14 protein-coding genes are annotated in these 17,365 nt (G+C 64.4%); 4 read left to right on the top strand and 10 right to left on the bottom strand.

Annotated elements, in window-relative coordinates; all coding sequences use genetic code 11:
- Nucleotides 1-11: 11 nt before the first annotated feature.
- The 4 genes from rplA to secE form a co-directional block, all read right to left on the bottom strand.
- Nucleotides 12-710 (bottom strand): 50S ribosomal protein L1, encoded by a 699-nt coding sequence (gene rplA, locus BMI87_RS10790; RefSeq protein WP_075773827.1) that lies wholly within the window; start codon nucleotides 708-710, stop codon nucleotides 12-14.
- 3 nt (nucleotides 711-713) lie between these two features.
- The gene (gene rplK, locus BMI87_RS10795; RefSeq protein ID WP_078521322.1) at nucleotides 714-1,166 is read right to left on the bottom strand and encodes a 50S ribosomal protein L11; all 453 of its coding nucleotides are present in this window, start codon (nucleotides 1,164-1,166) and stop codon (nucleotides 714-716) included.
- A 106-nt stretch (nucleotides 1,167-1,272) separates the two neighbouring features.
- A complete protein-coding gene (nusG, locus tag BMI87_RS10800) occupies nucleotides 1,273-1,812 on the bottom strand; it encodes a transcription termination/antitermination protein NusG (RefSeq protein WP_075773825.1) in 540 nt (179 codons plus the stop codon).
- A gap of 242 nt (nucleotides 1,813-2,054) precedes the next feature.
- On the bottom strand, nucleotides 2,055-2,240 hold the full coding sequence (gene secE / locus BMI87_RS10805) for a preprotein translocase subunit SecE (protein ID WP_075773824.1): 186 nt from the start codon (nucleotides 2,238-2,240) through the stop codon (nucleotides 2,055-2,057).
- A gap of 249 nt (nucleotides 2,241-2,489) precedes the next feature.
- Here secE and BMI87_RS10810 point away from each other — a divergent pair, with 249 nt between their 5' ends.
- Both BMI87_RS10810 and BMI87_RS10815 read left to right on the top strand, forming a co-directional pair.
- Nucleotides 2,490-2,984, top strand: a complete 495-nt coding sequence (locus BMI87_RS10810; RefSeq protein WP_078521324.1) for a DUF4405 domain-containing protein — start codon at nucleotides 2,490-2,492, stop codon at nucleotides 2,982-2,984.
- A 108-nt stretch (nucleotides 2,985-3,092) separates the two neighbouring features.
- Nucleotides 3,093-5,462, top strand: a complete 2,370-nt coding sequence (locus BMI87_RS10815) for a glycosyltransferase (protein WP_078521326.1) — start codon at nucleotides 3,093-3,095, stop codon at nucleotides 5,460-5,462.
- Nucleotides 5,463-5,465: 3 nt separating this feature from the next.
- Here the strand turns inward: BMI87_RS10815 and BMI87_RS10820 are convergent, their stop codons facing one another.
- Complete coding sequence (locus BMI87_RS10820) at nucleotides 5,466-6,533, bottom strand: DUF2793 domain-containing protein (protein WP_078521328.1); 1,068 nt, start codon at nucleotides 6,531-6,533, stop codon at nucleotides 5,466-5,468.
- Between the two features lie 145 nt (nucleotides 6,534-6,678).
- On the opposite strand from BMI87_RS10820, the gene BMI87_RS10825 reads away from it, so the two are divergent.
- Nucleotides 6,679-8,076, top strand: coding sequence for a phosphomannomutase (locus tag BMI87_RS10825; protein WP_078521330.1), 1,398 nt, complete (start codon nucleotides 6,679-6,681; stop codon nucleotides 8,074-8,076).
- Here the strand turns inward: BMI87_RS10825 and BMI87_RS10830 are convergent.
- The 3 genes from BMI87_RS10830 to BMI87_RS10840 all read right to left on the bottom strand — a co-directional run bounded on the left by BMI87_RS10830 (nucleotide 8,073) and on the right by BMI87_RS10840 (nucleotide 12,672).
- Nucleotides 8,073-10,799 carry a DUF4214 domain-containing protein gene (locus BMI87_RS10830; RefSeq protein ID WP_078521332.1) on the bottom strand — a complete coding sequence of 909 codons (2,727 nt, stop codon included), beginning with the start codon at nucleotides 10,797-10,799 and terminating at the stop codon, nucleotides 8,073-8,075. The two genes, BMI87_RS10825 and BMI87_RS10830, sit on opposite strands and share 4 nt — an antisense overlap.
- A 134-nt stretch (nucleotides 10,800-10,933) precedes the next feature.
- Complete coding sequence (locus tag BMI87_RS10835) at nucleotides 10,934-11,587, bottom strand: ABC transporter ATP-binding protein (RefSeq protein ID WP_078521334.1); 654 nt, start codon at nucleotides 11,585-11,587, stop codon at nucleotides 10,934-10,936.
- A 5-nt stretch (nucleotides 11,588-11,592) separates the two neighbouring features.
- Nucleotides 11,593-12,672, bottom strand: coding sequence for a hypothetical protein (locus BMI87_RS10840; RefSeq protein ID WP_078521336.1), 1,080 nt, complete (start codon nucleotides 12,670-12,672; stop codon nucleotides 11,593-11,595).
- Nucleotides 12,673-12,897: 225 nt separating this feature from the next.
- On the opposite strand from BMI87_RS10840, the gene BMI87_RS10845 reads away from it, so the two are divergent.
- Entirely contained in the window at nucleotides 12,898-13,695 is a 798-nt protein-coding gene (locus BMI87_RS10845) for an ABC transporter permease (RefSeq protein WP_078521338.1), read from the top strand.
- Here BMI87_RS10845 and BMI87_RS10850 read toward each other — a convergent pair.
- Nucleotides 13,661-14,830 carry a hypothetical protein gene (locus BMI87_RS10850; protein ID WP_146681579.1) on the bottom strand — a complete coding sequence of 390 codons (1,170 nt, stop codon included), beginning with the start codon at nucleotides 14,828-14,830 and terminating at the stop codon, nucleotides 13,661-13,663. The two genes, BMI87_RS10845 and BMI87_RS10850, sit on opposite strands and share 35 nt — an antisense overlap.
- Nucleotides 14,827-17,313, bottom strand: coding sequence for a glycosyltransferase (locus BMI87_RS10855; RefSeq protein WP_168175199.1), 2,487 nt, complete (start codon nucleotides 17,311-17,313; stop codon nucleotides 14,827-14,829). The genes BMI87_RS10850 and BMI87_RS10855 overlap by 4 nt, the downstream gene beginning before the upstream one ends.
- Nucleotides 17,314-17,365: the final 52 nt, after the last annotated feature.

Consider the following 17,365-nt stretch of genomic DNA (forward strand, 5'->3'; position numbering starts at 1 on the left):
GTGGAATTCTCTTAGTTGCCGGTCGCCGACGTGATGTCGACGGCGACGCCCGGGCCCATCGTCGAGCTCAGGGACACCTTCTTCATGTAGGTGCCTTTCGCGCCGGCGGGCTTGGCTTTGGTCACGGCATCCACGAAGGCGCGGATGTTTTCGGCCAGCTGCTCCTCGGAGAAGGAGACCTTGCCGATGCCGCCATGAATGACGCCGGCCTTCTCGACCTTGAACTGAACCTGGCCACCTTTCGCCGCTTCGACAGCCGCTTTCACGTCCATCGTCACGGTGCCGACTTTCGGGTTCGGCATCAGGTTGCGCGGGCCCAGGACCTTACCCAGACGGCCGACGATCGGCATCATGTCCGGGGTCGCGATGCAGCGATCGAATTCGATCGTGCCGCCCTGAATGGTTTCCATCAGGTCCTCGGCGCCGACGATATCGGCCCCGGCTTCCTTGGCTTCGTCCGCTTTCGCGCCACGAGCGAAGACAGCCACGCGGACGGTCTTGCCGGTGCCGTTCGGCAGAGCGACGACGCCACGAACCATCTGGTCGGCGTGACGGGGGTCGACACCGAGGTTCATCGCGATTTCGAGGGTCTCGTCAAATTTCGCGTTCGCGTTCGACTTGATCAGCGAAACGGCTTCCTCGACGGAGACGTTGGACTTGCCGGCGAAGGCTTCGCGGGCGGCTTTGGTGCGTTTACCGAGCTTTGCCATGACTTAGCCTTTCACCTCGATACCGATCGACTTCGCGGAGCCGAGGATGATGTTCATCGCGCCTTCGATGTCGTTGGCGTTCAGGTCCTTCATCTTCGCTTCGGCGATCTCACGCACCTGAGCGGCGGTGATGGTCGCGGCGACGACGCGGCCCGGAGCTTCCGAACCCTTCGGACGGTTACGCTTGCCGACCGGCTTGAGGCCGGCTGCCTGCTTGATCATGAAGCTAGCCGTGGGCTGCTTGATCTCGAAGGTGAACGACTTGTCGGCGTAGTAGGTGATGATCGTCGGGATCTTCGCCTGCTTGTCCATTTCCTGCGTCTTGGCGTTGAACGCCTTGCAGAATTCCATGATGTTGATCCCGCGCTGACCCAGCGCCGGACCGACCGGCGGGGACGGGTTTGCGCCGCCTGCCGGAATTTGCAGCTTGAGCTGCCCAACAACTTTCTTGGCCATGTGGCCCTCTCCTTATCACTGTCACGCCCCTAGGGGGTCGCGAAGTTTAGTGGTTCGGTCCGGGCGTCCCTGTCGTGCAGGGCCCCTCGCCTCCCACGGCTCACACTCAGGCGGTTTTCTGCACCTGCGTGTATTCCAGTTCGACCGGCGTCGGCCGACCGAAGATCGAGACGGTGACTTTCAGGCGGCTCGCCGCCTCGTCCACTTCCTCGACCATGCCCGAGAAGCCCTCGAAGGGCCCGTCGGTCACATTCACGTTCTCGCCGACCTCGAAGGTGATGAGGCTGCGCGGCGCGGCCTGCTCACCCGATTCGTCGACACGGCTGAGGATGCGGTTCACTTCCGCATCGCCCATCGGCATCGGCCGGCCCTGCGGCCCGAGGAAACCGGTGACCCGGTTCGTCGAGTTGATCAGGTGATAACCCTTGTCGGTCATCTCCATCCGCACCAGCACGTAGCCCGGCATGAAGCGACGCTCGGAGGTCACTTTCTTGCCGCGACGCACCTCGATCACTTCCTCGGTCGGCACCAGAACTTCCTCGATCTGGTCTTCCAGACCTTGATCGATCACGGCCTGACGGATTTGCTCGGCCACTTTCTTCTCGAAGTTCGAGAGAACGCTCACCGAATACCAACGCTTCGCCATGCCGATTCTTTGCCCCTTGCCGACGACGCCGGAGCGCCGAAAATTCCTGTTATTTCACGGGATTACCCGTGTCTCCCAGAATAAAAAACAGCGCGCACCACGCGAATCGATGCACGCCGCCTCTGGGAAAGTCCCGCCCCTTTACCGCCGGAGCCCTGTGATTTCAAGAGCGTAAGGCCGGAGCGCGATCACTTCCTTGCCGCAACTGCGAATGAGGTCTGGCGGAGAGCGCCGGAAGCCTATCAGCTCCCGATCACCTGCGTCACGCCGAGACGGATGACCCAGTCCACGAGCGAGAAGAAGATTGCCGTCAGCGCAGCCATCGCCAGCACCATGCCGGTCGTCAGCAGAACTTCGCGGCGGCTCGGCCAAGCCACTTTGCCCGCTTCCGAGCGCACCTGCTGGAGAAACTGGAGTGGGTTTGCCATCGTCGTCGTTCCTTACGCGCCCAATGCGGCGCCCTTGAGCCGAAAATACCGCGCCGCTTTCGGCGCAACTGCCGCCAGATACTTGCTCCCCTCGCGGATTTCAAGGCTGTTGCAGCGCTCTGCGCGCGCGCAGGCGCCATGCGCCCACTGCAAGCCGGCTTTGATAACGGAAAATCCATCGATGCGCGTGCAACTTAACATCCGACAACCCGCGCGGTCAGCACAGCCGCGATTCGATAGGAGCCATCGATGCCCGCCATCCTCAACCGCTACGCCACGCCGTTCATCACCGGCCTTTTCCTCGTCTCTTTGATTTCAGGAATCGCCTTGTTCTTCCATTGGGGCAGCGCATGGTTCCACGGCATGCATGAATGGCTCTCGATGGTGCTGATCGTGCCCTTCGTGCTGCATATCTGGAAGAACTGGCGGCCGATGACCAACTACTTCAAACGCGCGCCGATGGGCGTGGCGCTCGCGCTTTCCATCGTGGCGGCGCTGGCCTTCGTCCTTCCCGCCGCGACGAGCTCTCAAAGCGGCGCGCGCGGTGGCCCTCCGCAATTCGCGATCGCGCAGGCGCTGTTGGACGCGCCTTTGTCGGAGGCCGCACCCGTGCTCGGCCTCTCGGGCACCGACGCCGCCGCCAAGCTGGATGCCGATGTGACGCAAAGCCTGACGGAAATCGCCTCGGCGCGTGGAAGCTCCGCCGCGACGCTTGCCCAGCAACTGATGGGGCAGCCGCAATAACGGCCCGTCGCGCCGTGCGGGGCATCTCGGGCGGCGCAAGACGGTTGCGACTGTCACGCAATCGACTAGGGCGACTCTACCAAAGGTTGTTATTCATCAAGGAATTGCATGTCGACTTTCGTTCCGCCGCCGTCAGCCGTCTCACTGCTCCATCGCCTGCGCGGCTATCGCGGAGCGCTGGAGCGGATCGAGAACGGGAGGGTGATCGGCTGGATCGCGAAGAAAGGCGATAGCACTCCGCTCGACATCGAAATCCACTGCAATGCCGGGCGGCTCATCTCGGGGCGCGCGGCGATGTTTCGCGCCGACCTTGCACAGGCTGGCATCGGCGCGGGCAATCACGGCTTCGCCTTGCCGCTGTCGGCGGCCCTGCAAGAGGCCGCGGGCGGCGAGATCAGCCTCCACATCCCCGGCAGCGGCCCAATCGCCACGCTGTGCTTCGACCCCGAAGCGACACCGCATCCGAAAGAGAAAGACGCCCTGCATCGCTATATGCATGGCCCGATCATCACGCTGCGCGCCGCGTCCACCGCACAGACGGACACGCGCGATCTGACCGCGCAGCAACCGCTCTTCGCGGCGCGGTCCGCGCATGGCGAAGACCTGCCCGCGCCTCTCTTTTCCTACATCGATTACGCGCGCCATCGCGCGGGCGTGGCAGAGGAACTCCCCCTCGATGGCAGCGATGCGGCAGTGTCGGACATCCTGCGCTGGTATCTCGACAGCTACGCCGCGCAGCATCCGTCTCAGCAGATCCCACTGAGCCGCGCCGCGATCGACTGGCTCAATGCGCAGACCCGCCCCGGCGGACCGAGCCGCGCGATGGACCTCTTCGGCAAGACCGGCGACCCGGACGCAGCATCCGCATGGGCGCTCCGCGATGCCCCGTCGCTCGGGTTCGGCGATTGCCTTCTCCCCGACAGCCTGATCGAGACGCTGGCAGAGACGAAAGGCTCCAGCCCCTGGCCGATGACCCGCGGGCTTCTGGCCCTGCGCGAAGCGACCCCGCCGCTCGCGCAATTCTCGCCGAAGACCGAGCGTCACCGCCGGATGCTGCATGTGCTCGCGATGATCCTTGCGGTCGAGCGGCCCGAGATCCTGCTGTTCCTGCCCCGCAGTGAAACGAAGACGCTGCTCGAAGGTGGCCGCCTCTCGGATGTCTGCTCGCAACTGCATCCCGGCCCGCCGATCACCCGCGCGCGCTATGCTGCGGCGCTGCGCGAGAAGGGCTTCGACCTCGAGAGCATGTCCTTCCTGCGCACGCCCGACGGCCATCGGATCGCCGCCGCCACGCGCCCCGCTCCCGAAGGCACAGCCGTCGACGTTCAGATCCACGGCCCCTTCGCGAAAGCCTCCGGGTTGGGTCAATCGACGCGGCTGTCGCATGACATTTTGTCCCGCTGCGACGTCACGCTCAACGCGGTGGAAAGCGCGCGCGACAACCCGACGCCCGCGCAAGACGGCGCCAAGACCGCTGCGCCCCGCCCCGCGCGTATCAACCTGTTGCACCTGAATGGCGACGCGGTCCCCCCTGCCTTCGCCTTCGACGCCGACAACTACTCCGACGCCTACAACATCGCCTATATGCATTGGGAGTTGGACCGCGCCCCGGCGTGCCATCACCTCGCGCTCGACCTTGTCGACGAGGTCTGGGTGCCCTCGGAATACTGCGCCGAGATTTACCGCAAAGAGACCGACACGCCGGTGGTGAATGTCGGGATGTGTTATCCCGAACCGCCCGCCATCGACCGCGCCCACGCGCGCAGCGCCCTGCGCCAACGCAATGATTGGCCCGAGGAAAGCTTCGTCTGCCTCGCCAGTTTCGACAGCTTCTCCTTCGTGCAACGGAAGAACCCGCTCGGCACAATCCACGCCTTTCGCGAAGCCTTCGCCGAGGACGCGGAGGTGCGCCTGCTGATCAAGACGCAGAACCGCGGTCATGTCTGCGACGCGGCGCAGGCTACGCTCTGGGCCGAAATCGACCGGCTCGTCGCGGCCGACCCGCGCATCGCTTTGCTCGACGGGACGCTCGATCACGCCGGGGTGCTTGAGCTGATGGCCGGCGCTGACTTATACGTTTCGCTGCATCGCTCCGAGGGCTGGGGGTTCGGCATGCTGGAGGCGATGGCGCTTGGCGTGCCGGTCCTGTGCACGGGCTATTCCGGCAATCTGGAATTCTGCGACGAGGACACTGCGTGGCTCGTGCCCGCGTCCGAGGTCGAGGTCGCGCCGCAGGACTATCTCTATGTCGAGCCCGGAATGCACTGGGGCGAGCCCGATCACGCCGCCGCGGTCGCCCAGTTCCGCGCGGCACGCAGCGAACCGGACGCGCGCAAGAAAAAGGCGGCGCAGGCCGAAGCCTTCGTGCGCCGCCACTTCTCTGCCGATGCGATTGCCGCGCGTTACAACGCCCGCCTGTCCGAGATTTTCACCCGGCTCGACGGGGCGCACAAACCGCTCGCCCGCCCCGCCGAGTGAGCGTCACACCCAGCGCCCGATTGCGGTGACGCTCAGATCGCAGCTCTCGCCGCTGAGGAAACTCGCGCCATTCGCGGGATAGACCACGGCGCGCGCGCCCGAACTTGTGACGCCCTCGACACCCGCGAAAGAGATCGCGCCCGCGCCAATGGCACTGCCCGCCGCGAGGCTGTCCGCATCGAGCGCGACACTCAGACAGGGCGCCTGCGCGAATTGCGCCGGATAGGCCCAGTCCTGCTTGAGCACCCAATCCGCGACATAAGCAAGGCTCACCTGCGCCGAGCAAATCTGCGTGCCATCGGCAAAGCGGATGTAATCACCCGAGGCGGTGCTGCCCTGCTCGATAACGGCGCCCGTCGACACGCCTCCAACCTGCGCAACCGTGCCGACGACACCGCTGCCCGTCAGCGCCCCGTCGATCACCGCGCCTTGCGGCATGGCCGCGCGCCCCGTGACGCCATCGAGGCGCAGCCCCTCGAACCAAGTCGCACCGTCCGCGCTCGTCTTGATTGCGAAATCGTCGCTGCCTGCCACCCCCATCTCGGCCCGGCCCGACCAGTTCGACTGGAACAGAAGACTCGCCGTCTCGCCCGCCGCCGCCTTGTTCAGCTTGAGCTGATGGCCTGCCCCGGCGTGGCTCAGAAGCGTGGCCTCCGCCGAGACGGAAAGCCGGTTCACCGCGTCATAGCCGGTCATGATCCCGACCCCGTCGAGCTGACTCAACTCCGGCAACGGCGGCACGTCCCAAGCGCCCGCGGCGAAGACCAGCTCCACCGCCTCATCCAGCACGAACGCGCGCCAGCCCTCACGCGGGGTCAGGAATTGCCACGCCCCGGCCGCAAATATCGCAAGCGCCCCGTCCTGCCCCGCCCATACGCCCAGCGCCCCGGTCGGCAGCAGATACCGCGCCCCCTCCGGCGGACCGAGCGGCGGTTCGGTCACGCTGCGCGAAATCACCGCAAGCTGCACGAGCGCGTCGAGCCGCTGCAGCGCCTCGTTATGGGTGACGTGTTTCTGGGCTTGGCTGCCAAGGATAAGCGGCAGCGCGAAATTGGCGGTCTGATCGGACATCGGGAGTTCCTGCGCTGGGTTGCGATGGAGGCCGACGATAGGAACCCGGCGTTAACCGTGTTTGAGAGCGGCGCACGGTGCTTGCCTGTCCGCCCCCCTCCCCCTAGGTTCGGCCCAATTTCAACGGCGCAGCATTCGAGGACATATGGCACCGAAATTTGGCACCAGCGGCCTACGCGGCCTCGTCACCGAACTGAACGATGCGCTGGTCACCGATTACACCCGCGCTTTCATTTCGGCCTGCCCACAGGGCGAAGCCGTTCATGTCGGCTGGGACCTGCGCCCCTCCTCCCCCGCAATCGCTGAGACCGTAATCGCCGCGATCCACGCCGCTGGCCTCACCGCCATTCGCGAAGGCGCGCTTCCCACGCCCGCTCTGGCGCTTGCCTCGATGGGCGCGGGCAATTCGGCGATCATGGTTACTGGCAGCCACATTCCCGCCGATCGCAACGGTCTGAAATTCTACGTCCCGCATGGCGAGATCGCCAAAGAGGACGAGGCCGCGATTCTCGACCGGCTCGGTCAGGACCATCCCGCAGCCGAAAAACCGGGACCCGAAATCCCGGGGACGGACAGCGCGGCACGCTACATCGCGCGCTATGTCGACGGGTTCGGGGCGGACGCCCTCGCAGGGCTGCGCATCGGCGTCTATCAGCACAGCTCGGTCGCGCGCGACATCCTCGTCACCGCAGTGGAGGCGATGGGCGCGACCGCGGTGCCACTCGCACGTTCCGACGTTTTCATCCCCGTCGACACCGAGGCGGTCGATCCCGAGACCCGCAAAACCCTGCAACGCTGGTGCGCCGAACACCAGCTCGATGCGGTTATCTCGACCGATGGCGATGCCGACCGTCCGATGCTGAGCGACGAGACCGGCACGCTGATCCCCGGCGACGTGCTGGGCGCGCTGACCGCGCGGCTTCTCGGGGCGAAAATCCTCTGCACGCCGGTCTCCGCCAATACGATGGTCAATGCGATGCCCGAATTCGACAGCATCCATCGCACGAAGATCGGCTCGCCCTTCGTGATCGCCGCGATGGAGGCCGCGCGCGATGCCGATCCCGCCGCGAAGGTCGTGGGCTATGAGCCCAATGGCGGCTTCCTCCTGGGCTTCACCGCGACGGGTCCAGCGGGGCCGATTGCGCCGCTCGCGACGCGCGATTGCCTGCTGCCGATCATCGCGCCGCTCGTCGCAGCGAAACAGGCCGGCACCGCCCTCAGCGGCCTTGTCGCCCAGCTTCCCGCCCGTTTCACGGCGGCCGACCGGGTCGCCGAAGTCCCGACGGACCGCTCGCGCGACTTCATCGACCGCCTTGCTGACGACCCTACCGCCCGGGCGGAATTCTTCAGCGATTTCGTCCCGGCCGAACAGATCGACCGCACCGACGGGCTGCGCCTGACCTTCCCCTCGGGCGAGATCGTCCATCTACGCCCCTCGGGCAACGCACCCGAATGCCGTTGCTATGCCGAAGCCGCAACACCGGAGCGCGCACAGGCCCTCGTGGCGCGCTATCTTGAAGCGCTACGAACTGAACTCGCCTAGCCCGAGACGTCGAACATCCCGTCGGTGAACAGGCCGAGATCGGCATCGATGAACTCGACCGTGACGCCCTGATCGGTGAAGGTCACGCCGGAGCCCGCCTCGACCATATGGCTGCGGGCTTCGGCGGCAGAGCTGTAGTTGAAGCCATCGAAGCTCAGCCGATCCCAGGGCTCGATGTCGATAATGACGTGATGCCCGTCCTCATCGGCGCGGAAGACGAACTGATCCGCCATCGCACCGCCCTGCAGCAGATTGTACCCCTCGCCGCCATCGAGTTGATCCTCGAAGCCGAAAGAGCGGAACCAATCGATCTGCGGCTGCGCCGTCTGGGTGATCATCTCGGGGCTTTGCGCAAATGAGGCGACCACCTTCTCGCGGGTGTAGCCCCCGCTGTCGAGCTGATCGACCCACCATGTCAGCCCCTCGCTATCCGGCGCGCGCCCCAAGACGTTCTGATAGAGAAGCGAGACGAAACCGGCATCGTCGAGATTGCCATAGGTCGACGTGAATTCGGGCGAATTGACGAAGCCGGAGACGACATCGAGAAACTCCATCCCGTCCGCCTGCATCTCGCTCCAATACATCATCCCGCCAAGGTTCGGCTCGCGCCCCAGCGTCGCTTGATACAAACGGAACACGTCATCGGTGAAATCCGTCTGCGCACTGGCATGGCTCAGCATGAGCGTGTCGATCTCTGTCGAATCCCGAAATTCCGGGCTTTCCGAAAATCCCAAAACAATCTCCTCCCGACTTTTTACCCCCTGATCCAGCTGGTCGAGCCAATAGGTCAGCCCCCCGTCATCGGGGTCCCGATCCAGAACATTCTGGTAAAGCAGCGTCAGGAACTCCGCGTCGCTCGTCTCCGCGTAGTTCGACTGGAATTCCGGCGAGTTGATGAACCGATCCGCAACCTCCTGCAGTTCGACCGCGCCGCTCGACAGAAGGTCCGTCCAATAGTGCAGACCGTTCCCATCGGGCGCCCGGTCAAGCGTCGCCTGATAGACCCGGAACACCTGTGCCGCGAACGGGTCGTAGCTGCGATCGATCCGCCCGCCATTGAGCAGATCATCGCCCGCCATGCCTTGCAGGATATCCGACCCGTCATTGCCGACGAGCAGATCATCGCCGCCGCGCCCGTCGATCAGATCGCCCTGCGCGGTACCTTCCTTGTGGATATCGCCGACCTCGAGCGGGTTGATCGCGGTATGCCACAGATCGCGCAGCTCCGAGGTTTCGAAGTCCGCAGCGCTCAGGCTTGAGCCGTCCGCGGTATTCACGATCACCCGCTCGTCGCCGATCCGGATATCCGCCCCCGTCGCGGTCGGGGCGGTGTCCAAAGCCTCCTTGGTGTAGAACCACGCCATACTCGAGAGGTCGAGCCGATCGATGCCGGGCTCGTAATCCATGATGAAATCGGTGCGCCCATCCGCGTCGAGCACGAACACATCCTGCCCCTCGCCGCCCCAGAGGGAATCCGCGCCAGCGCCGTCTTGCAGAATGTCCGCCCCCGCCCCGCCACGGATTTGGTCATCGCCAGCGCCACCGGAAATCTGATCGTTCTCGACGCCTCCGTCTACGCTATCGCCGCCATCGCCAAGCTTCAGCGCCAGACCGGCAGGGCCCAACTCCACCTTGATATGGCTGGTCCCCATCCCCTGGTCGCTCACGCTCGCGGGCACGTCTCCCGCCACGAAAATATCGAGCCCGGTCGCATCGGCGATCATCGCCGCCGCGGCCGGATCAGACAGCGCGGTCTCGAGCCCGTCTGCCAACGTCCCGATCTGGACCAGTTTGCCGCCAGGCAGCAGCGTGAGCAGGCTGACCCCGTCATCGGCGCCTCCGGCCAGCACATAGACCTGATCGCCCATCGTCACGGTTTCGAGTGTCGTCACGCCGTCGAACCGTGTGCCCAGATCGTCATTGATCTGATCGGTGACCGCCATCCGCCCGCCCGGACCAAGCGCCACGACAGAGATCGAGCTCGTTCCCGCGGCCCCCAGAAGCGCGTAGGCCTGTCCGCCCACCTGGATCGTCTCGATCGAATTCGGTGTGTTGATGAAAAGGCCGTCGCGCGCATCGATCTGACTGGCGATTTGCAGCTGTCCCTGCGTATCGAGCGCGAGCGTGGTCAGCGAATTATCCGTCACCGAAGCCGCAAGGATATACTGCGCGCCCTCGATCTCGACAGTGTCGAGCGCATGGACGTCATTCTCTGACCAGACCTCGCCCGCGATGCCCTGCGCGATCTCGGTCATCCGGCCTCCGGCCCCCATCTGCCAGACGTGCAGCCCGCTGCCATGCGACAGGGCCCCGACGAAAAAGCTCTGCGCGTCGAGTTGCAGCGGCGCGATCGCAAGCACCGCACCGGGCGCGACCGCCCCCGGCAGCGTGAACACATCGCTGATTCCGCCGTCATTCTGGTTCAGCCAGACCGCTTGAAACGCACCCGAAGCCGCTCCAGTCACAATCAAGGCCGGGCTGCCGTCGATCGAAATCTCGGTCAGCGTCCCGGCTGCATCCAGCCCCGCACTCTCGCTCAGATAAGCCAGATCGCTCGAATTCAGCCGCGCAGTCAGCGGGATCTGCGAGATACCGCCCGGCGCATTGGAAATCGAATAGAGCGTCGGCCCCGTCTCGCCCTGCACTAGAAGCAGGTCGGTGATCGACGTCAGGAAATTTTCCGCGCCATTCGTAACAGTCGCGACCGGTGTTAATTGAGGCATAGTCACCTCCGCTTTCCATGTTCACACTGTCTCAAATGTGAGGCGTGGCTGGGCACGGAGCGCGGAGGAAAAGCGGCCTAAAAAGGGTTTTCTCTCAATATTTTAATAGAATGCGACGGCTCACAGCGCCCAACTCAAAGCATGTTGCGTTCGTGGCAGGCAATCGCGGCGTTGAGATCGTCGAAAAACTCAAGCCGCCCACGCTCCAGCACCGCGCCGCAATCGCAAATCTCGCGCAACTGGTTCATCGAGTGGCTGACAACAACCGCCCCGGCGTCTTTCAGCCGGTCGCGAAACAGGGCTGCGCTCTTCTCGCGAAACGCGGCATCGCCGACCGCCGTAATCTCGTCGACGAGATAGGTGTCGAAGCTGATCGCCATCGACGCCGCAAACGCCAATCGCGCGCGCATCCCGGAAGAATAGCTGCGCAGCGGCATCCGGAAATGCGCCCCAAGCTCGGCGGTCGCCTCTACGAAAGCCACCATCTCATCGGTGTCCACCCCGTAGATCCGCGCGATGAAGCGGCAATTCTGCGCGCCGGTCAGATCATTGTGAAACGACCCTGCGAAGCCCACCGGGAACGACACGCTGCCCCGCGTGATCACCCGTCCCCGATCGGGCCGCGCGGTGCCTGCGATCATCTGCAGCAGCGTCGACTTTCCGGCCCCGTTTCGCCCTAGCAAGGCGACGGATCGGCCGCTTGGAAAGCTCGCGCAAATATCGCGCGCCACGACCTTCTCGCCACCGGGGACGCGGAAACTCTTGCTGAGGTTTTGCAGCCGGATCATCGCCGTTACCGACGGTCCCGGATCGCGTAGCCCACCAGGATGCCAATCGCCCAAAGCAAAACGAGGCTACCCGCGATCAGCGCTAGAAGCGTCTCCCGCCGTGGATATTCGGCACTTTCGGCAAGGGTCGGCGCCATGAATGTTGCAAGAAACCGGCTTTTCCGGCGCGCCTCGGCCTGAGCCGCGTCATAGCTTGCGCGCGTCGCCGCATACGCACGCTCTGCGAATTCGCGCTCCGCCATAAGCCGCTCGTATTCGCCGACGATGCTCGCGAAAGCCTCTTCCTGGGAGCCGCCATCGATCCCGAGCTTGCGTCGCTCCGCCCCGATTCTGTCCTCGATCACCGCAAGCCTCCGCTCCGCCTGCTTCAACCGCGGGTCCGTCCCGCTGCGCACCGTGCCGCGCAGCAGATCACTCTCGATCATCACCTGCGCCTGCTGTTCGAGCAGCGACCCCAGAACCCCCGCCCGACTTTGCAAATCCATCTCCGGACTGATCAGTTGGTGGCGATTGCGGAAAGTGGTGAGCGCCGTGCGCGCCGTCGTCAGACGCGCCTCGGCGCGCCGCAACTCCCCGCGCGCATGGCGAATCGCATCCTCGCGCGCGGCGTTGCTGAGCCGGTTAATCATCGCAGAGCTTTGTGCCATCAAGGTCTGCGCGATCCGCTGTGCCGCGCCCGGATCGAAAGCACGCACCTCGATGTCGAGCAGCCCCGCGCCCGCCCCGTGCCGCACATGAACCATGCGGTTCCAATAGGCGACAAGCTCCTCGAGAGTGGCGTCGCCAGGAAGCCCGAAGACCGGATCGGATCGATCGCGCGACCAGATGGCCCTCAGATCGAGCGCGTCGTCGATCTGCGCAACAAGGCTCGGGCTTTGGATGAATTCATAGAGAATGTCGGTGTCGCTCGAAGACGCGCCCGACAGGCTGGACAGACCGCCGAAAAGATCGAGCGCCGGCGCCATTTCCTCCCGCTGCACCGTGAAGCCGACGCGTGAAACGAACTGATCCGCCGCCTGCGCATAGAGATAATAGGCCGCCACCAAAACCGGCGCGATCACCAGCGCCAGGAAGCTTAACGCCACAGTCTGATGCCGCCGCCGCCAGCGCGCCTTGCGTGCGGGAGGCGCGTATGCGCTCGGCACTGGCCGGAGCGGCACTGGCACTTCGCGCAACCCAGCCCCCTTTGCGAGGACGGGTATCGCCTGCGCAGGCTCGTTAACCGCGTGTTTCACAATTGGCTCCACTATCGGTCGCGTCAGGGTCCAGTGAACACGACCCGAATTGAAAACCGGTAAACGAGGCTCGAAATGTTCTCCTCCCGCGCGGCGCGCATCCCTGCCCGGTCCTTCCCGGCGCTCCGCGCCATCGGCGCGCTTATTCTGCGCGAGATGTCGGCAAGCTACGGTCGCTCACCGGGGGGCTATCTTTGGGCGTTGCTCGAGCCGATCGGCGGCGTCGCCCTGTTGACGCTGTTCTTTTCGCTGACCTTTCACGCCCCGCCGCTCGGGGCCAGTTTCGCCCTTTTCTACGCGACGGGGTTGCTGCCTTTCATGTTGTTTTCAGACGTACAGTCGAAGGTCGCCAATGCCCTCACCTACTCGCGCGCGCTCCTCGCTTATCCCACTGTGAGCTTTGTCGACGCGCTCATCGCACGGCTCGCTCTGAATGCCCTGACGAAACTTGTTGTTTCCTACCTCGTCCTTCACGGATGCCTCCTGATGTTCGACACCCGCGCGAGCCCGGATCCGCTGCGTATCTTCGAAGCAGCAGGTCTCGCCGTACTGCTGTCCTTCGGGATCGGCACCCTGAACTGCTACCTCTTTCTGCGCGCGCCGGTCTGGCAGCAGATATGGTCGACCCTGATGCGACCGATGTTCCTGATTTCCGGAGTCTTTTTTCTCACCGACCAGTTGCCGCGCTGGGCCGCGGATACCCTTTGGTTTAACCCGCTGGTCCACGTGATCGGCTATCTGCGGCGCGGCTTTTTCCCGACCTATCAGCCCGATTATCTCTCTGCGTTCTACGTCATCGGCGTATCGCTCGTGGCCTTGGCCCTTGGCCTTTTGGCCCTCAGGACGAACTACCGGGATCTTCTCGCAAGGTGAACGATCTGGGCCGCGGCGTTTGATCTCGCGGCGCTCCAAGGAGCGCGGTCCGCCACCGAAGGGAACGGTCCGCGCGCAGAAGGTTACCGAGCCGCTCCGCTATAGACTCGTCGAGTGCACCAAGCTGGGCACCCTCAGACAACGGCTTTGAAAGAAGCCCTCCCGCAAACGCGCACAATTCATCGAGATCATCGAGTGGCGCCGGGCCGCGCTCTATTTCAGGATGATACGGATATGGCGCCGTCCAGAGCGGGTCATCGAATATTTGCTCCGCTTGTACGGCGGGTAAGACGCGCTCGAGCTCTCGACGATGGCTCTGTGCAAGCCGCTGCAGTGTCTCGACGTGGCGTGGCGCGATCGCCCACGCGCGGCGCAGCGTGGGGCCGTTCGCCATTTGCCGTTGCAATACAAACTCGATCTCCGCGCGATGGCTGTCCGGCCGAAAACGGCGATTGCGCAGCAAAAAACCAAACTGTGCTGCGCTGCCCGTGCTGTTGCATGGTCCGATTGCGTTGCCCGGCGTTCCCAGCAAAGCGTCGGCGAAGGTGACCACATCCTGCTTTGCTGGCGCGACCTGCAGTCCTACGTTGGGAATGCGCGCCCAGGCTGCGAGATCTCCGCCAAAGCTGAACGGGACACGGCGGGACGAAAGCCAATCGTCGAAGCGGGGCCGGCTCCAGACACCCCATTGCCAGAACGCCGCGTTCATCCACGTTAGGGGCGGACGCAGAAAGGCCAGCACGGTCACGGGCGGATGGCCGAGGTCAGAAAGTAGCCGCGTGAAGAAATCGGGCCGACGAATCCAGCCCTCATTCGAGATGAACGGGATATAGCCGCGCCGCCGCGCGCGTGCGATCTCGCGCAAGACGAAATCGCCGAGAGCTTTCCCCACGACCTCCCGGCCGGGATCGGGCATCGAGACATAGCCATAGGGAGACAACGCGGCAGCGCGGCGCACGGCCCCGCCACGCAACGGCATAAGTTTGCCGCCCACCCGCACCGCACCGATATAGCGCACACGCAAACCTGTGCGCGACGGCCGGTCCGGTTCCGCGCTCCATGCTGCTTGAAGGGCCGAACTGCCGCATTTCGGGGCCCCTATATGGAAAATCGCATGACTGTCTTCGATCGTCATGCCACCCGCCGCTGCATAGCGGGCGCCCCGACGAGACAATCGATGTCTATATCCAATGGCCACCATGGCACCGGCAAGACGCCGCCCTGTGCGCCGGCGGCTCTGACCGCTTCAGCTTGAGCGCCGAGGTCGAAACAATACACGGACAGGCCGGTGGCGAGCGCCTCATGCGTGGTGAAGGAAAAGGTCTCCGGCCAGAGCGATGGGATGAACCATCGCTCAATTCCGTACCGTGCGATCAGCATCTGCAAATCTGTGGGCTCAAATGGGCCGTGGACGTGGTTCGGCGTGCCCAAATGAAACCGCGGATCGAGACTTCCCAACAGCACGAGCCGCGCGCGGCCATTGGCGGCGAAGGTCTCGCCCAGAGCTTCGACAACTGCGGCACCTTTGTGGACGCCGATATGACCAAGCACGCCGACAACAGAGCCCGCAGCGCGGCGATCTGTCCGGGGTCTAGGAGGCATATGGATGAGAGGCGCAGGCCGAGCCACATCATGCGGTTTGCACTCGATCTTATGCACGAGGTCGGGGCGGGCCGAAGCCACAATTTCTGCGGAGCTGCGCGAGAAAACCTGCAATCGCGTTGCGCTGGTCAGTGCCGCGCCCCAAGCGCTTTCCCAATCCGACAGATCGTCGGTCGAAGAGCGCTGAGACGGCTTTCGAGACTTGGCCCGAGGGCCGTTGTATTCGGGGATCTCGCGCAAGCTGTTTGGCGCACGCAGGAGCGTGTAGGCCTCGTTTAGGGGCAAGTAGTCGTGAAACAGGATATCGAGCCGCTGTCCCGCGGATAGGTCCGTCAGCAACGCAGGAATCTCAAGTGGGGCCGGATGTCCGACGCCGCAGGAGTAGATGACGTGGCGATCCGGCAGAAGCCTCAGCAGGGATAGCACCACCGCGCGATCCGATGTCTCGATCGTGCTCAAACCGAGCGGGTCGTGAAGCTCGATAGACCAGCGCGCGGCACCGCCGACGCGAAGAACGATGCCCCGCCGCCCGGCGCGAAGCTCCGAGGCGACTTCTTTGCGCAACCACATCTCCGCACCGCCGCCGAGGGAATGTCCGAGCCATATCTTGATCGGCTCGGTTTGCAGTGCTCCCGCTCGGGCCAGGGCGAGCGCGAAACGCGGGGGCGCAAGCGGATCGCTGGCGAGGAACCGATCGACGGCGCGCGGATAGCTTGGATAGCGCCTCTCGATCGTCGCCTGATTGCAGTCGAGCAGCTTTCGACGCGTTGCCGCGCCGAAGGAGGCGCTACCGCGATGTTCCACGAAGAGCGAGCCGATCCCGATATGCCGCCCGCCGAGCCGCCGCGCCTTCTGACACCAATCCGTCTCCTCCCCGTAGCCGCGCCCAAACGCAGGGTCGAATTGCGGAAGCTTGGCAAGAAAGCGCGGTGCGAGCGCCATACAAAAGCCGATCCCGGTCGGTAGTTCGGCGCGCGCCTGCACAGGATTCATGCGCGCGGCGACGGCGTCGATTTGATCGACGGCCCCGGGCGGCAGATCGCTCCGCGCTCCGGCTGTCGGCACGGACAATATCTGCGCGTCATTCGACATCGGTGTGACGCTTGCAACCTGCGGATCGGAAAGCGGAGCAACAAGCCGCGACGCCCAGCCCGCGGGCACGAGGGCATCGGAATTCAGCAAGACTACGGGGCGCTCGGGAAAGTGCCTGCGCGCCGCCCCGAACCCGCGATTAACCGATGCGACAAAGCCGAGATTTGCGTCATTTTCCAGAAGCGTCACATTGGCCCGGCCAGCACACCAATCGCGCAGAAACGGCCGCATCTCTGGATCGGTCGAGCGATCCTCGATCACGATCAGATGCCAGTCGAGATCGGTGTGCTGCACGACGCGGGCGAGCGCCTCGCGCAGCAGCGCCCGCGCGTTGAACACCGGCAACACGATCACGATCCCGGGGAACGTGGGCGGCTCAGTCGGCGACGAGCCGCGGAGAAGGTCGGACGGCAGGGTCACGCCCCGCGACAGCCCCACGAAACCGAGCGCGGATTTCACGCGAATCCCCGCGGCACCGTCGTCGTGGTTTCGCCAGCGCCAGATATCGCGAGCATGACGGGCGATTCGCCACAGGAACACCGGGGCGATGCGCAGCTGCCCCCATGCGAGGCGAACCCTGCCAATCGGCGGCAAAACCCAGCTTTCCTCACCCTGCCCATCGGCATCCGTATCGGGAATGGCCAGTTCCACCTTGTCGGGCCAGAAAGGCACGTCAAAGGCAAACTTCGCCAGCCCCGATGGATCAGGCTCGAGCGCGCAGCGCTGCGCCACGCTCCCCAACCGTAAAATCAGCTCACACGCATCGATTCGGCCTTCCAGACGAAGGCGGTTGCCGCGGAAATCGTAGCGCGTGACATGCAGCCCCCGAGCCGCCGCGTGCGGCCCCAGATCCGGCACCCTTCGCGAAATCCGGAGATTCGCATCCACATATCGCTGAAAGACACGGAAAATTCTGCCAAGCACGACGGTTCCTCGCGACAGCGCCCAAAACCGGCGTCAGAGGACGCCACTTCGG

The organism is Thioclava sp. F28-4, assembly GCF_002020045.1.
In the GTDB taxonomy this organism is placed as follows: Bacteria; Pseudomonadota; Alphaproteobacteria; order Rhodobacterales; family Rhodobacteraceae; genus Thioclava; species Thioclava sediminum.

What these genes read in the sequence shown, in the direction of transcription:
- nusG (WP_075773825.1), bottom strand. Translation starts at nt 1,812, where the DNA reads ATGGCGAAGCGTTGGTATTCGGTGAGCGTTCTCTCGAACTTCGAGAAG.
- BMI87_RS10815 (WP_078521326.1), top strand. Translation starts at nt 3,093, where the DNA reads ATGTCGACTTTCGTTCCGCCGCCGTCAGCCGTCTCACTGCTCCATCGC.
- BMI87_RS10835 (WP_078521334.1), bottom strand. Translation starts at nt 11,587, where the DNA reads ATGATCCGGCTGCAAAACCTCAGCAAGAGTTTCCGCGTCCCCGGTGGC.
- BMI87_RS10810 (WP_078521324.1), top strand. Translation starts at nt 2,490, where the DNA reads ATGCCCGCCATCCTCAACCGCTACGCCACGCCGTTCATCACCGGCCTT.
- BMI87_RS10830 (WP_078521332.1), bottom strand. Translation starts at nt 10,799, where the DNA reads ATGCCTCAATTAACACCGGTCGCGACTGTTACGAATGGCGCGGAAAAT.
- BMI87_RS10850 (WP_146681579.1), bottom strand. Translation starts at nt 14,830, where the DNA reads ATGACGATCGAAGACAGTCATGCGATTTTCCATATAGGGGCCCCGAAA.
- secE (WP_075773824.1), bottom strand. Translation starts at nt 2,240, where the DNA reads ATGGCAAACCCACTCCAGTTTCTCCAGCAGGTGCGCTCGGAAGCGGGC.
- BMI87_RS10845 (WP_078521338.1), top strand. Translation starts at nt 12,898, where the DNA reads ATGTTCTCCTCCCGCGCGGCGCGCATCCCTGCCCGGTCCTTCCCGGCG.
- rplA (WP_075773827.1), bottom strand. Translation starts at nt 710, where the DNA reads ATGGCAAAGCTCGGTAAACGCACCAAAGCCGCCCGCGAAGCCTTCGCC.
- BMI87_RS10825 (WP_078521330.1), top strand. Translation starts at nt 6,679, where the DNA reads ATGGCACCGAAATTTGGCACCAGCGGCCTACGCGGCCTCGTCACCGAA.
- rplK (WP_078521322.1), bottom strand. Translation starts at nt 1,166, where the DNA reads ATGGCCAAGAAAGTTGTTGGGCAGCTCAAGCTGCAAATTCCGGCAGGC.
- BMI87_RS10820 (WP_078521328.1), bottom strand. Translation starts at nt 6,533, where the DNA reads ATGTCCGATCAGACCGCCAATTTCGCGCTGCCGCTTATCCTTGGCAGC.